We start from the raw sequence: 14,566 nt of genomic DNA on the forward strand, positions 1-14,566 counted from the left end.
TCTGCACCTCTTGTATTAGACGGGTTGTTCTAGACGGGGGTGATGGGCAGCAGCTCGCCGACCTTGACGGCCCGGGGCGCGGGCTTGGGCGGGGTGTAGTTCTTCCAGTCCTCGTAGACCGGATGGACGGCGTCGCCGGCGACCAGGCGGGGCTTGGTCATCTCGTCGTTGTTGGCCGCCAGGACGGCGGTGCCGATGCCGGTCTCCAGCCACAGGTGGGTGGTGACGCCGTGCCGCAGGATCCGGCAGTTGGGCCGGCTGTTGCGCCGCAGGTCGAGGCTCTCCGACAGGTGGGTGGCCCGGCAGCCGCCGCCGCAGAAGGGCTTGACGTAGCACTTGGCGCAGTCGGCGTGGTAGCCGCCGCCGAAGACGGTGCTGTTGCGCATCTCGGCGAGCAGGTCGCCCTCGAAGATCTCGCGCAGCGACTGGCGGCGCAGGTTGCCGGCGAAGTGCTCCCGGCCGGTGACCAGCTTGCACGGGTAGACGTCGCCGAGCGAGTTGATGTAGATCTCGTTGCCGCCCATGCCGCAGTTGGCGCGGACGGTGCACGCGGGCGTCGGCCGGGGGCCGTCGGGCCGCAGCTTGCCCAGCGCGGGCGAGGTCCACACCAGCTTCTGGATGCGCATGTGGTCGGCGAAGCCGAACTCGTACTCGTCGTCCGCGCCCCGGCCGAGGTTGTTGTGGTACATCAGCCGGATGTCGGCCACCTCGACGCCGTCCATGAACGCCGCGAAGCCCTCGAGCTCGTCCACGTTCTCCGAGGTGACGATGTGGTTGATCTGCGGCACCACGCCCTCGGCGTTGAGCAGCTTGAGCGCCTTGTGCGTCCGGTCGAACGAGCCCTCGCCGCGGGTGCGGTCGTGGGTCTCGGCCGTGCCGCCGTCGACGCTGATGGTGACCTGGGTGAACAGCTCGGCGAAGCGCTTGGCCTGCGCCGGCTTCCTGATCATCGTGGCGTTGGTGACGATGTTGGACTTCATGCCGAGGCTGTTGGCGTGCTCGACGACCTGGAACAGGTCCTTCCTGAGCATCGGCTCGCCGCCGGTGAAGATCATGTACTTGGCGCCGAGCTCGGCGGCCTGCGTCACCAGGTCCAGCGACTGCTGCGTGTTGAGCTCGCCGGGCAGGCACTTCTCCGAGGAGGCGTAGCAGTACGGGCAGCGGAGATTGCAGCCGTCGGTGATCGCGTAGTACACCTGCACCAGCGGAGGTTCCGTGGTCTGGATGCTGGGCCGCGGCCGGTCGTAGTAGACGATCCAGTTGAGGATCAGCTTCGCCAGCGCCCGCTCGGTCTCGGCCGTCGCCGGCAGCGGCTCCGCCACCCGGGTCAGCGCCTGGAGCACGCCGAACTCCTGCGGGGTGAGCACGCACCGGCCGCCGATCTGCGGATTGATGACCAGGTAGTTTCCCTCGTGCGAGAAGTAGGTGAGATCTTCCGGCACGTCGAACAGCGCACGGTTTCCGGCCAGCTTGCCAGGCATGCGTAACCCTTCGATTCCTGGATGCGGACGCGGCGCCGTGTTCTGGCCGGCGCCGCGCCCGCGAGCCGCTGGGACTACTGGGGGTCCACGCCGCTGCCGGAGCCGGACCAGATACCGCACGCGCACGACTGCGCGGCGTCGAGGCTGTGGACCTCGACCTCAGGCCGGGACCAGCCGGCGGCCGACAGCGCCTGGGCGGGGAACCGCTCCTTCAGGCCGATGAGCAGGTTGACTTCCTCCTGGGTCAGGGTGGCGAACGCCTCCTCGACCTCCCTGGCGACCGGGCCGCTGACGATGCCGGCTTGACGCAGAGCTTCCTGCGGATCGAAGGCCATGCCTTCACCTCTCTGTGCTGGATGAGATGCGTTGCAGGTTGAGTATGGGCTGGCCGCGCGAGGGTCGGACAACCCCACAAACGTGGGCTAAGACCGCCCACGAACGTGGGATTGCGGGCGCGGCCCGGGCGTTCCAGGCTGGTCTCAAGACGACCCCTCGCGATGGGATGAAGCGATGACGGGAAGCGGATCGGGTGCGTTCGACGCACTGGACAGGCTGCGGGCGTCCGGCCATCCCGTCGATCTCCTGGACGAGCGGCAGCAGCGGGTCTTCGCCGAGCTGAGCGAGGCCGAGGTGGCCCTGCTCAACTCGATCAAGCAGCGGCTCGACGACGTCGCGGGCGAGGTCGAGGGCCAGGAGCTCAAGCTCTTATGAGAGCCCGGGACCAGCGGCCCGTCAGGAGGAACGTCGCGGTCCTGTTCATCGACATCGTCGGCTCGACGGAGCTGGCCGAGCGGCTCGACCCCGAGCTGCTGCTGCAGATATTGGAGCGCTACTACGACGCCTGCCGTACCGAGATCTTCCAGTGCGGCGGCGTGGTGGAGAAGTACATCGGGGACGCGGTCATGGCGGTCTTCGGCGTCCCGGTCAGCCGCGAGGACGACGCCTTCCGCGCGGTGCTGGCCGCCGAGCGGGCGCTGGCGGCGGTGCGCCGGCTGAGCGAGGAGCTGGCGCCCACGCACGGGGTGAGCCTGGGAGCCCACTGCGGGGTGGCCTTCGGCCAGGTGATGGTCGTGGAGAGCCCGGGCGCCGACGTGCGGGTGATCGGCGACACCGTCAACACCGCGGCCCGGGTGCAGTCGGCGGCCGGGGACGGCGAGATCCTGCTGGGCGACGAGGTGGCCAGGCTGGTGCGCCAGCACGCGGTGCTGGAGGAGGTGCCGCCGCTCACCCTCAAGGGCAAGCGCAGGCCGGTGCGGGCCTGGCGGCTGATCACCGTCGATCCGGAGCGCGGCGAGCCCGAGACCGACTCGGTCCCGCTGGTCGGCCGGGCGGCGGAGCTGCGGCAGCTCACCCTGCTGCACGAGCGCGTCGTGGCCGAGCGGCGGTGCGGCATGGTCACCGTGCACGGCGTGCCGGGCATCGGCAAGTCCCGGCTGGTCCGCGAGTTCCTGCAGGAGCTGCCGGGCGAGGTGGCGGTGCTGGCCGGGCGGTGCCCGTCCTACGGCGTCGGCGCGACCTACCGGCCGATCGCGGAGATGGTGGACGCGCTCGACCTCGACGAGCTGGTCGGGGCCGAGTGCGCGGGCGTCCTGCGCGGGCTGGGCGCCGGGATCGCCGAGACGGCCGGAGCGGTGCGCACCCTGTTCGAGGCGCTCGGCGCGCGCCGGCCGCTGGTCGTGGTTTTGGACAACCTGCAATGGGCCGAGCCCACCCTGCTCGACCTGATCGAGGACTGCGCGGCCTGGCTGGGCGAGGTGCCGGTGCTGCTCGTCTGCGTCACCCGGCCCGAACTGTACGAGAGCCGGCCCGCCTGGGGCGCGGGGACGGCCGCCCTGGAAGTGGGGCCGCTCGACCCCGAGGACACCGCCCGGCTCGTCGCCGAGCTGCTCGCGGGCCGCGCCGAAGTGCTCGCCCATGCCGAGGACGAGGTGCACCGGCGCGTCACCTCGGGCTGCGACGGCAACCCGCTGTTCGCCGAGCTGATGCTGGAGACCGTGGCCGACGGCGACGGCTCCCTGCCGCCGACCGTCCAGGCACTGCTCGGCGCCCGGCTCGACCGGCTGGACCGCCCGGAGCGCGAGGTGCTGGAACGCGCGGCCACCGTGGGCCAGTCCTTCACCGCCGACCAGGTGGGCGCGCTGCTCGACGCGGGCCTGCCGGCCGTGGCCACGCCGCTGCGCCGGCTCCAGCGCGAGCGGCTGATCAGGCGCGGCCCCCGCCCGGGCGGCTACGAGTTCACCCAGACCCTCACCCGCGAGACCGTCTACGCGCTGACCAGCAAGGACCTGCGGGCCGACTGGCACAGGACGCTGGCCGAGCTGAGCGACGCCGCCTTCCCCGGCGACGTCAGCCACCACCTGCTGACCGCCTGCCGCTTCACCCGGGAGGTACGGCCCGGCGACCCGCTGCTGCCCGCGCTGACCGACCGGGCCGCCGCCTCGCTCATCGCCGACGGTGGCCGTGCCCTGCACCGCAAGGACCTGCCCGCGGCCATCGCGCTCCTGGAAGGCGGCCGGGAGGTGCTCCCGGCGGGCCGGGACGAGCACCGCTCGCTGGCCGTCCGGATCAGCGACGCGCACCTCGCCCGGGGCGAGAACGCCCAGGCCGCCGCCGCGCTCGACCGCGCCGAGCAACTCCTGCCCGGCGACCCGCGCAACGCGCTGACCTGCGCGATCCAGCGGGAGATCCTCGCGTTGCGCTCGGGCGACCGGGCCCCGCTGCTGGAGCCGCTGCGCGTCCGGCTGGCCGCGGACGGCGACGACGAGCTGAGCTGGTGCCGCTTCCACCTGCTCGACGCGCTCGTGCACAGCGAGGACGGCCGGTTCGGCGCGGCCGAGCACGCCCTGCGGGCCGGGCTGGTGCGGGCCCGGGCCATGGGCGACCGCTACGAGGAGGACCGGCTGCTCGGCGGGCTCTGCGAGCTGCTCCAGTGGTCGCCCACCCCGGTGGCCGAGGGCCTCGCGCTCTGCGCCGACCTGCTGGCCCGCTTCGCCAGCGACCGCTCGCTGCTGGTGCCCGTGCTGGTCGCCCGGGCCAGGCTGCTGGCCCTGTCCAGCGACCTCGACCACGCCCACCAGGCGCTCGACACCGCCGCCCGGTGCGCCGACGAGCTGCGCCTCAGCCTCTCCACCATCGCGATCACCCAGGCGCGCGGCCTGGTCGAGTCGCTGGGCGGCCGGCACGAGCGGGCCCGCGAGCTGTTCGTCAGGGCCGGGGCCGCGCTGCGCGCCGCCGGGCACGAGCCGCCCGCCTCCACGCTGGCGGTCTACGCCGCCCGCGAGAGCCTCCGGCTCGGCGAGGTACGGCAGGCCGAAGCCGAGCTGGCCACACCGGAGGCGGTTCCCCGCCAGTTGCGCGGTGAGGTGACGGCGGCAGCCGTACGGGCCAGGATCGCCTCCCTCGACGGCGACCACAGGCGGGCGCTGGAGACGGCCGAGCTCCTGGACGCGCTGCTCGCCGCCACCGACGATCCCTGCCTGCACGGCGACGCCCTCTTCGAGATCGCGCAGATCCACCACGCCGCCGCGCGGGACCCCGCCGCCGCGGCCCGCCGTGCGCTCGACGCCTACCTGAGCAAGGGCGCGCGCCTGCTGGTGCGCCGAGTCCGAGGCTGGATGTCCGTGAACGGAATAGGGGAACCTTGTCCATGACACCGACGAGCACGCCGCCCTGGCGCAGGGACCAGCGCGCTCACTTTCCCGGCGTGCCCGCCTGGGGCCTGGCCACCACGCGGGCCGCGCCGGAGAGCTTCGAGGTCAGCCCGCTCGCCGAGGTGACCAAGGAGTGGGCCTGGGGCGGCTCCGACGGGTCGGGCGTGCGCGTCTGCGTCGTGGACACCGGCGTGGAGGGCGCGCACCCCAGGATCGGCGGCCTGGAACGCGCGGTCGAGGTGGTCCGCGGCGAGGACGGCCGGCTGGTCCTGGCCGAGTGCGAACCGGTCGACCCGGCCGGGCACGGCACCGCCTGCGCCGGCGTGATCAGGTCGGTCGCCCCCGGCGTCTCGATCACCTCGGTCCGGGTGCTGACCGACGGCAAGGCCGGCACCGGCGACGCGTTGCTGACCGGGCTCTCCTGGGCCATCGACGAGGGCTACGACCTGGTCAACCTGAGCCTGTCCACGACCCGGTCGGGCTTTCGCGAGGCGCTGCACGACCTGGCCGACCGCGCCTACTTCCGCCGGTGCCTGCTGATCGCCGCCGCGCACAACATGCCGGTGCTCAGCTTCCCGTGGATGTTCTCCTCGGTGGTCTCGGTCGCCAGCCACGACGAGGCCGACCCGATGACCTACTACTACAACCCGGCGCCCCCGGCCGAGTTCCACGCGCGGGGCGTCAAGGTGCCGGTCGCCTGGCGGGGCGGGCGCGAGATCCAGAGCACCGGCAACAGCTTCGCCGCCCCGCACATCACCGGCCTGTGCGCGCTCATCCTGAGCAAGCATCCCTGGCTGACGCCCTTCCAGCTCAAGACGGTGCTCTACCTGGCAGCCGACAACACCACGAGACCCCACGGAGAGGCCCATGCCCCCTGACGACATCGACGGCACGGAACGCCGGCTGCTGCAGTCCATCGTCGAGGTGGCCCGGCACATGTTCGGCGCGGCCGCCTCCTCGATCTTCCTGGTCGACCCGGACACCGGCGACCTGGTCTTCGAGGCGGTCTCGGGCGAGGGGGAGAAGGAGCTGGTCGGCAGCCGGTTCCCGATGGGCACCGGCATCGCCGGCTGGGTGGCGGTCAGCGGCCAGCCGATGGTCGCCGACGACCTCAGCGCGGTGAGCCAGTTCGCGCACGACGCGGCCGAGTCCACCGGGTACGTGCCGCGCACCATCATGGCCGCCCCGCTGATCCGGTTCGAGGAGTGCGTCGGCGTGCTCGAGGTGCTCGACCGTACGGCCTCGCGCAGCGAGCTCGACGACATGGAACTGCTCGGGCTGTTCGCCACCCAGGCGGCCTGCGGCCTCGAACTGCTCCTGCGGGTACGGCGCAGCCGCCGCGAGACCGAACCGCTCGACCCGCATGAGCTGCTGCGCAGGATCGAGCAACGGCTGCCGCACCGGCCCGGCCGCCGTGACGCGGCGGCGGTGCAGTTGCTGGCCATCGCCAGCGCGCTGCTGGAGCCCTGACCTCCGCGTCCTGGCGCCGCCTCGCTCAAAACGACATCCCACAGCAGAATGGCGGATGTCGTGACGAGCGTGCGCAGAGCCGGAAAGGACGACATGAGCGACATGGGGGCCTGGCCGCTCGTCGGGCGCTCGGCCGAGCTGCGCGTGATCACCGAGGCGGTGGCGCGGCCCGGCGTCGGGAGCGTGGTGATCGTGGGAGCGGCCGGGCTGGGACGGACGCGGCTGGCCCGCGAGGCGCTCGCCCGGCTGGGCGCCCAGGGACACCCGACCGCCTGGGCGACCGGCAGCCGCTCGGCGAGCGCGCTCCCTCTCGGCGCCCTGCTGCCTCTTTGTGTCCAGGCTCCCCCTGCCGTCCGGCCCTCGCCGGAAGTCCAGGCCCCGGTCGCCCCGCCGTCTCCGGCGGGGCCACTGTTCGCCCAGCTCGTGGAGCGTTTCAACCCGCCCACCGGCCGCCGCCCCGTCCTGGCCGTCGACGACGCCCACCTGCTGGACAGCGCCTCCGCCGCCCTGGTCCACCAGCTCGCCCTGCACACCCGCGCCTTCGTGATCCTCACCGTACGGCAGGGCCCCCCGCCCCCCGACGTGGTCACCGCTCTGTGGAAGGAGGACCTCGCCCTGCGCCTGGACCTCAGACCCCTCGGCGACGGCGAGACGGACCTCCTGCTGGAGGGCGGCCTGAGCGGCCCGGTCGACGTCGTCACCCGGCGCACCCTGCGATACCTGGCCGCCGGCCGCCCGCTGGTGCTGCGCGAACTGGTCCAGGCCGGCCTCGACCAGGGCGGACTGCGCCGAGACGACGGGCCCTGGCACCTGCGCGGCCGGGTTCGGGTCACCGCCCGGCTCGGCGACCTGATCGAGGCGCAGATGCAGGTCGACGACCCCGGCGTGCAGGAGGTGCTGGAGGTGCTCGCCTACGCCGAGCCGCTCGGGCAGCCCGCGCTCGAACGGCTCACCGGCGTCGCCGCGGTGGTGAACGCCGAACGGCAGGGGCTGGTGGTGGTCGAGCAGTCGGGGGCTCGGCATCTGATCCGGCTGGCCGTACCGGCTTATGGGGAAGTGGTGCGCGCGCGGATGCCGCGCGCGCGGGCCCGGGCCATCTGGGGCCGGCTCGCCGAGCGGCTGGCCGTCTCGCCCCGGCGGCGCGCCGACGACCCACTCGACCTGGCCCGGTGGCGGTTGCGGGCCGGGCTCGGGGTGACGGCGCAGGAACTGCTGGCCGCGGCGCGGCGGGCCACCGAGCGGCTGGAACTGCGGGAGGCAGAGGAACTCGCGCTCGCCGCCCGGGCCGCGGGGGGCGGCGTCGAGGCGGACCTCACCGTGGCGGAGATCCTGGCCGCGCAGGGCCGCCACGCCGCCGCCGCGGCCGCCCTGCCCCGCCCGGAGGCCTGCGCCGGCCGCGGCGGCTTCGCGCAGGCGAGCCGCCGGGCGATGCTGCACGAACGGATCACCTACTGGGGCCCCTTGTCCGTTGCTGGCTCCGGTGGCGAGCGGGCGTGGACGAGCGGGCCGGACGGGGACGCCGGAGGTGAGCGGGCGGCGGAGGCGGTGCGGGCTTGGACGAGCCTGCTGGACGGCCACGTCGACCGGGCGCTCGCCCTCGGCGGCGGGTTGCTGACCAAGCCGGATCCCGAGCTGCCCGCACAGGCCACGTTGTGGGCCGCCACGGCGGTGGCCTTCGCCGCGGGCCTCAGCGGCGCCCTCCCCCTGGTGGAGCACGCGAGCCGGATCGGGCTCGGCACCGCCCACACCCACCGGCGCACCCGCCCCTGGGCCCAGGCCCAGGTGGCCGGCACCCGTTGCCTGGCCCTGCTGCTGGGCGGCGCGCTGACCCCCGCGGCCGAGGCGGCCGAGGACGGCTACCGCGAGGCCGCGGCCACCGAGGCCGCCCCGGTCGTCGGCCTGTGGGCGGCGGTCCGCGGCGTCGTGGCCAAGGCCCAGGGGCGGGTACGGCCGGCGCAACAGGCCCTCCGAGAGGCGGTCGTGCTGCTCGACCGGCACGACCCGTTCCGATTACGGCGGCTCTACCTGGCCGAGCTCGCCGGCGCGCACGCGATGGCCGGCGACACGGTCCAGGCCGACCGCTGGCTGAGCCGGATGGCCGACGCCCCGGAGCCGCCCGGCACCCTGCTGTCCGGCTGGATCCAGCGCGACCGCGCCTGGGTCCTGGCCGCCGCGCTCGACCTGCCCGGCGCGGTCGCCGTGGCGCTCGAAGCCGCCCAGGCCGCACGGGACGCGGGAGCACCGCTCCTGGAGGCGCAGGCGCTGGCGGACGCGGCCAGGTTCGGGGCGGCCAAGCAGGTGAGCGGCCGGCTGGGGGAACTGGCGGAGGAGACCGGGAACCAGGCGGTCGTCGCGTTCGCCGCGTGGTGCGCCGCCCTGGCCGAGGACGACGCGGAAGCGCTCACGGAGCTGGCGGGAACGTTACGAGCTCTCGGACACCTGCTCCCGGCCGCGGAGGCGGCGGCCACGGCCCACCGGCTGCACGTCGCCGCCGGGCGGCGCGCGGCGGCGAAACGGACGCTGGTGCTGGCCCGCGAGCTCCAGGACGAGTGCGACGGCGCCCGCACCCCGCTGACCGACCTGACCACGAGCGAGGCCTCGCTGACTCCTCGGGAGCTGCAGGTGGCCCGGCTGATCGCCTCGGGCCTGTCCGGCCGGGCGGTGGCGGCGAGGCTCGGCCTGTCGCTGCGCACGGTCAACAACCACCTGGGCCGGGTGTACGCGAAGCTCGGCGTCTCCGGGCGGAACGCGCTCGAACGGGTGCTGGGCGGCTACGACGCCGGCTAGTCACGTCCCCGGCGGCCGCTGGGCCTTCGTGCCGGGAGCCGGCACGAAGGCGAGGGGCGGCTCAGAGTTTCGGAGCGTTCCCAGGGTGGTCGGGTTCGGGGGTTCGGAGCGTTCCCGGCGCGGGCGGGCGGGCTCCGACGTAGAGCTGGACGGCGTTGGTCGGGTCGGGATGGCGGAAGACGTTGGCCAGCAGGGTGGTCTCCGCGCCGGTGTCGAGGTCGCGGATGCGCATGAAGGGGGAGTGGCGGCCCATCAGGATCTGCTGCTGCTCCCACATGCGCACGAACTCGGGGAAGGCGGACAGGCGGTCGAGGAGGGCCGGGAAGGCGGGATCGCCGGCCCGGTGGACCATGTGGGAGCGGAGCCAGGCGACGGTGAGGCGGGCCTCCACGTCCCACTCCACCATGATCGTGCGGGACTCGGGGACGGCGAAGAACCAGATCAGCACGTTGCCGACCTCGTCGAGATGCCGGTAGATCCGGCGGTACTCCTGGTTGCCGTAGAGGACCCACCAGGCTTCGGTGATCCAGGCGGCGAGGTTGGGGTTCAGCCACTCGACGTGCCGGCGCTGCTCGGGCGTGATGTCACTGAGCGCGGGGGGCCGGGCGGTGGCGCTCGTCGCGCCGGCCGAGGGCTTGGTGTAGGTGTAGGTGATCAGGTGGTGCATGTGCTCGCGGACCTGGCTGCTGACGTCCAGGCCGTCGGCGAGGTGGTCGACGACTTCTCGGGTCGGACGGATCGGGTAACCCTGTTCGAGCTTGGTCAGATAGCTGACGCTGATCTTGGCGGCGCGGGCGAGTTCGTCGCGGCTACGGCGACGGCGGGGCGGGAAATCGCTGTCTGGAGTGAATCCTGGTGCGACGGTTGCACGGCGCAGGTGCTGTAGGTAGGCGCCGAAGGATGGGATTGTTACCGTGACCATGAAGCGAAAGTGTAGAGATTATCCTCCGTTTCACGGAATAGCGACACTTTCTCGATAAATGCGGAAACCGAAATTACCCCGCCTTTCGTTCCGTCCATTGTTTGGATATAGGCAAAACATACCAACGAAACCCTTCATCCCCGCTTTCCGTGGCACGCCTAATAGGCGGTGAACGGGAAGGGGTCGAGTGAGCGCCGAGGACCTGCCCGCCGGCCGCCGGCTCCCTCGCCGAGGAGCCGCCGGCGCCCGGCCCGGCGCCACGGTGTGAGAAGGGCGGCCGGATCCCGCGCGGCTCCGGCCGCCCCTCGCGTGCGGGCTGGTCACGAGGTGTATGCCACACACGCACCTGGACGGTAACAGGCGATCACTCGGTACGTAAGCTGCCATTCTCAGGGGTATCCCTGGCAGAACTACCCACAGAAATCCTACTTGTCGCGATCATTTTCGCGTTGTAAGGATTCATTGTCTATATCCAGATCGGCGGGCGCACTCGGGGAAGCCGGCCAGGGCGGCGGAGTTCTTCCGGCCGCGGGAGGACGCGATATTCGTATCACGGATTTCGCCTCCCGCGCGAGATGATCATTGCCGCGAATCCGCCTCAAGGAGGCACCCGTTGGCCGGAGGATCGGCGGCCTGCCCGCTCGGGAATCGCCCCATTCCCGGCCGGCCCGAGGGCCGCGGTCGAGCGTCGCTTGAAACGCCGGGCCCCGCCGTACACCTGGAGACCACAGCCGGTCGCGCGGGCGCCGAGCACCGAGCGCGCTGATGACGTTTGCCCGAGGGAGTCGTGGGATGAGCCTGCAATGGCGTCGTGAGGGAAACCTGCCCGAGGAGAGCACCAGCTTCGTCGGCAGGGAGGGGGTGTTGCGGCTGGTCGGCCAGGCGTTGCGCAGCCACCGGCTGGTGACGGTGACCGGCTGCGGCGGCGTGGGCAAGACCCGCGTCGCGCTGCGGGTGGCCCGCCAGGCGGCCGAACTGTACCCCGACGGAGTGTGGCTGGCCGAGCTCGGGCACTTGCGCGATCCGAGCCTGGTGCCCCGGCAGGTCGGCCTGGCGCTGGGGCTCGCCGACGTGTCGGCGCGCTCGGACCTGCAGGTGCTGACCGACTTCCTCGCCGACGGCAAACGGCTGCTGCTCGTCCTGGACACCTGCGAACACCTGCTGGGCGCGGTCGCCCACCTGGCGCGCACCCTGCTGGAGAGCGCGCCCGGCATCCGCATCCTCGCCACCAGCCGCTCGCCCCTGGACGCCGCCGGCGAGCACCTGATCGAGATCTCCCCGCTGACCACCACCCCCGGACCGGCCGGCGCCCTGGCCGGCCGCCCCAGCGAGGCGGTCGCCCTGTTCGTCGAGCGGGCCCGCGCCATCGTCCCGCAGTTCGTGCTCGGCTCGCACAACGTGCACGAGGTCGAGGAGCTCTGCCGGCGGCTGGACGGCATCCCGCTGGCGCTCGAACTGGCCGCGGTACGGCTGCGCGGCCTGTCCGTCGCCCAGATCCTCACCCTGCTCGAACAGTCGATGGCCGTCCTGGAAGCCGCCGACCGCACCGCCCCCGAACGCCACCGCACCCTGCGCGCCACCCTCGGCTGGAGCCACGAACTCTGCCAGCCGGCCGAACGCCTGCTGTGGGCCAGGCTGTCGGTCTTCGCCGGCGACTTCGACCTCTACGCCGCGATGCGCGTCTGCCAGGACGACGGCGTCCTGGAGAGCGACGAGATCCCCTACCTGCTGGAATCGCTCGTCCACAAGTCCATCCTCATCCGCGGGCCGGAAGGCACCCGGTACCGGATGCTCGACACCGTGCGCGAGTACGGCGCCCTGTGGCTGTCGCGCCTGCGCGACACCGGCCGGATGCGCCGCCGCCACCTCGCCCACTACCTCCAGCTCGCCCGCCGCGGCGAACTCGAATGGATGGGCACCGGCCAGGTCCTGTGGTTCGAGCGCATGCGCCAGGAGACCAGCAACATCCGCGCCGCCATCGACTACAGCCTCAGCGAACCCGGCCAGCGCACCGTCGGCCTGGACCTGGTCTCCTCGCTCTGGTTCATGTGGGTCGCCTGCGGCTTCCCCAGCGAGGGCCGCCACTACCTGCTCCGCATGCTCTCCGCCTGCCCGGACCCCTCCCCGGCCCGCTGCCGCGCCCTCTGGGCCGAGGCCTACGTCGCCAACGGCCAGGGCGACCTCACCGCCGCCGTCAACGCCGCCGAACGCTGCCTCGCCGAGGCCCGCGAACTGGGCGACCGCGACGCCAAGATCATGGCCATCAAGATGCTGGGCACGAGCGCGATGTTGACGGGCGACTTCGGTGCCGCCGCCCGGCACCTGGGGCGGGCGATCACCTATCTGCAGGACCTGGACGAGCCCCGCCGGGTGGAACTGCTGGCCGCCGTGGTCGAGATCGGCATGGTGACCACGATGCGCGGCGAGCCGCAGGAGGCGCTGTCCACCCTGGAGGAATGCCTGCGGATGTGCCAGGAACGAGGCGAGCTGTGGTTGCGCTCCTACGCCTTGTACGTGCTGGCCTTGGCCTACCACCGGCTGGGGCGGGTGGAGGAGGCCGTCGAAGCCGCCCGCTCGGCGTTGCGCATCAAGCGGCACTTCTCCGACGTGCTCGGCATTGTGATGACCCTGGACGCGCTGTCGCAGATGGTGGTCGAGGTGGGCTGGCCGGCGGAGATGGTCGGCGAGCTGCAGGCGGCGGCGGAGGTCAACTGGCGGGAGTACGGCCTGCCGCTCATGGGGAGCCCGATGCTCACCGACGGGCACGTGCAGGCGGCCGACCAGGCGATCGCGCTGATCGGGCCGGCGGCGCACGAGGCGGCTCGGGCGCGGGGCAGCCGCATGGGGCTGCTGGAGGCGATCGCCTACGCCACCGGCGACGCCGGCGAGCCCGGACGGGCCGGACCGGCGGTGCGGGTGATCCGGCCCGGAGCCGCCTGAGCGGACCGGGGGGGGGGTTCTGCCGACTCAGTCGTGCTTGGTCGACCTTGTACGGCGTGCATCGCTGTCGTCCGTCAGCTCGTCGTCGGCGCTGGGGTCGTCGGGTGGGGCCTGGTGGAGTGCTTCGGCCACCAGGCTCTGCGCCTTGCGGAGGACGGCGGCGACGGTGGCGCGTTCGGCCGGGGTGAGGGGCGGGAGGGGCTGGGAGGGGTCGTCGCCCATCAGGGCCGGGGCGGCGTCGTGGCTGAGGGGGTCCACCTCGGTGAGGTGGGCCGGGGTGGGCTTGGGGGAGCGGCGGCGGGGGGTGAGCGGGCGGGTGGGGGTGCCGGCCTCCGCGGGCTGACGGCGGGTGGTGGCCGGGGCGGCGTGGGCCGGGGCGTCGTGGGTCGGGGTGGTCGCGGCGGCGGCGTCAGCGGCGGGAGTGGCAGCGGCCGGGGTGGAGCGGGCTGTCGTGGTGTGGGTCGAGGCGGTGGTCGGCAGGTTGTGGGCCTGGTCGGCCCAGGCGATGACGCGGTGGACGGTGTCCAGGGCCGAGGGCGGCAGACCCGCGAGGAGGGTGGCGAGGGGAGCGACGGCGGGGGAGCGGGCGATGGCCAGGGCGGCCTGCGCCACCTGGGCGTCGGCGGCGGCGGCCAGGGCGATCCGGGCGACGTCCGGGTTCCCCGCAGCCGCCAGGGCCACCCGCATCACCTGAGGATCGTCGGCGGCGGCGAGGGTGACGCGCATGACCTGGGGGTCGTCGGCGACGGCGAGCGCGGCGCGGGCGGCGTCGGGGGATGCGGTGCCGAGCGGCCCGGTGCGCTCGGCCAGGAGCCAGCCCACCGGGACGTCCAGAAGGGCGGCGAGAGCCTGCAGCAGCGGGACGCTCGGCATGGCCTTCCCGGTGCGCAACACCGAGACGTGCTGGCGGGTGACGGGATGGCCGGCCGCGGTGAGGGCCTCGGCCAGCTGGGTGTTGTTCATCCCGAGCTGGGTCAGCCGGACGCCCAGCCGCTCGGCGAAGCTCGACACCTCGTGCTCTCCCTCGTGTGGCGGAGTCGCGCCATTCCACGACAAATAGCACTTGTCAGATGGCCGGCCGACTTCCTGCATTATGCCGCAGCTTTCCGTGTCCAGCAGGTGAATGGATCATCGCCGGCTCGGTAAAACTCACTTCTCTGTCACATTTCAGTTGACACGATGATCTGGGATGTCCTATATGTGGCTCTAGTGTCAAATGAGATGTGACAGCAGTGATGGGGTGCGTGGTGGCGATGGCGTCCGCAACGCCCCACCCGGTCAGCGATCGCCACGACAGAACGGCCACGCCGAGGCAC

The 14,566-nt window shown here is 72.9% G+C and carries 10 protein-coding genes; 6 read left to right on the plus strand and 4 right to left on the minus strand.

The window, feature by feature from the left end; genetic code table 11:
* Window positions 1-29 precede the first annotated feature (29 nt).
* The gene (gene stsB / locus ACIBG7_RS25065) at window positions 30-1,481 is read right to left on the minus strand and encodes a StsB family radical SAM/SPASM domain sactipeptide maturase (protein WP_357927567.1); all 1,452 of its coding nucleotides are present in this window, start codon (window positions 1,479-1,481) and stop codon (window positions 30-32) included.
* A gap of 74 nt (window positions 1,482-1,555) precedes the next feature.
* Window positions 1,556-1,816, minus strand: coding sequence for a StsA-related sactipeptide RiPP (locus ACIBG7_RS25070; protein ID WP_357927566.1), 261 nt, complete (start codon window positions 1,814-1,816; stop codon window positions 1,556-1,558).
* 175 nt (window positions 1,817-1,991) lie between these two features.
* Between ACIBG7_RS25070 and ACIBG7_RS25075 the strand changes: the two genes are divergently transcribed.
* The 5 genes from ACIBG7_RS25075 (at window position 1,992) to ACIBG7_RS25095 (ending at window position 9,388) form a co-directional block, all read left to right on the plus strand.
* Window positions 1,992-2,192 carry an aroma-sacti cluster domain-containing protein gene (locus ACIBG7_RS25075; protein WP_357927564.1) on the plus strand — a complete coding sequence of 67 codons (201 nt, stop codon included), beginning with the start codon at window positions 1,992-1,994 and terminating at the stop codon, window positions 2,190-2,192.
* A complete protein-coding gene (locus ACIBG7_RS25080) occupies window positions 2,189-5,131 on the plus strand; it encodes an AAA family ATPase (protein WP_397337742.1) in 2,943 nt (980 codons plus the stop codon). The genes ACIBG7_RS25075 and ACIBG7_RS25080 overlap by 4 nt, the downstream gene beginning before the upstream one ends.
* Window positions 5,128-6,009, plus strand: coding sequence for a S8 family serine peptidase (locus ACIBG7_RS25085; protein ID WP_357927560.1), 882 nt, complete (start codon window positions 5,128-5,130; stop codon window positions 6,007-6,009). Before ACIBG7_RS25080 ends, ACIBG7_RS25085 begins: the two co-directional genes overlap by 4 nt.
* On the plus strand, window positions 5,999-6,601 hold the full coding sequence (locus tag ACIBG7_RS25090; protein WP_357927558.1) for a GAF domain-containing protein: 603 nt from the start codon (window positions 5,999-6,001) through the stop codon (window positions 6,599-6,601). The genes ACIBG7_RS25085 and ACIBG7_RS25090 overlap by 11 nt, the downstream gene beginning before the upstream one ends.
* A gap of 69 nt (window positions 6,602-6,670) precedes the next feature.
* A complete protein-coding gene (locus tag ACIBG7_RS25095) occupies window positions 6,671-9,388 on the plus strand; it encodes a LuxR C-terminal-related transcriptional regulator (RefSeq protein ID WP_397337743.1) in 2,718 nt (905 codons plus the stop codon).
* Window positions 9,389-9,449: 61 nt separating this feature from the next.
* Here the strand turns inward: ACIBG7_RS25095 and ACIBG7_RS25100 are convergent, their stop codons facing one another.
* On the minus strand, window positions 9,450-10,310 hold the full coding sequence (locus ACIBG7_RS25100; protein ID WP_357927555.1) for a helix-turn-helix domain-containing protein: 861 nt from the start codon (window positions 10,308-10,310) through the stop codon (window positions 9,450-9,452).
* Between the two features lie 792 nt (window positions 10,311-11,102).
* Here ACIBG7_RS25100 and ACIBG7_RS25105 point away from each other — a divergent pair.
* On the plus strand, window positions 11,103-13,250 hold the full coding sequence (locus ACIBG7_RS25105; protein ID WP_357927553.1) for a tetratricopeptide repeat protein: 2,148 nt from the start codon (window positions 11,103-11,105) through the stop codon (window positions 13,248-13,250).
* Window positions 13,251-13,277: 27 nt separating this feature from the next.
* Here ACIBG7_RS25105 and ACIBG7_RS25110 read toward each other — a convergent pair whose 3' ends face one another.
* On the minus strand, window positions 13,278-14,261 hold the full coding sequence (locus ACIBG7_RS25110) for a helix-turn-helix domain-containing protein (RefSeq protein WP_397337744.1): 984 nt from the start codon (window positions 14,259-14,261) through the stop codon (window positions 13,278-13,280).
* Window positions 14,262-14,566: the final 305 nt, after the last annotated feature.

The sequence above is a fragment of the Nonomuraea sp. NPDC050328 genome, assembly GCF_044459405.1.
Lineage (GTDB): Bacteria > Actinomycetota > Actinomycetes > Streptosporangiales > Streptosporangiaceae > Nonomuraea.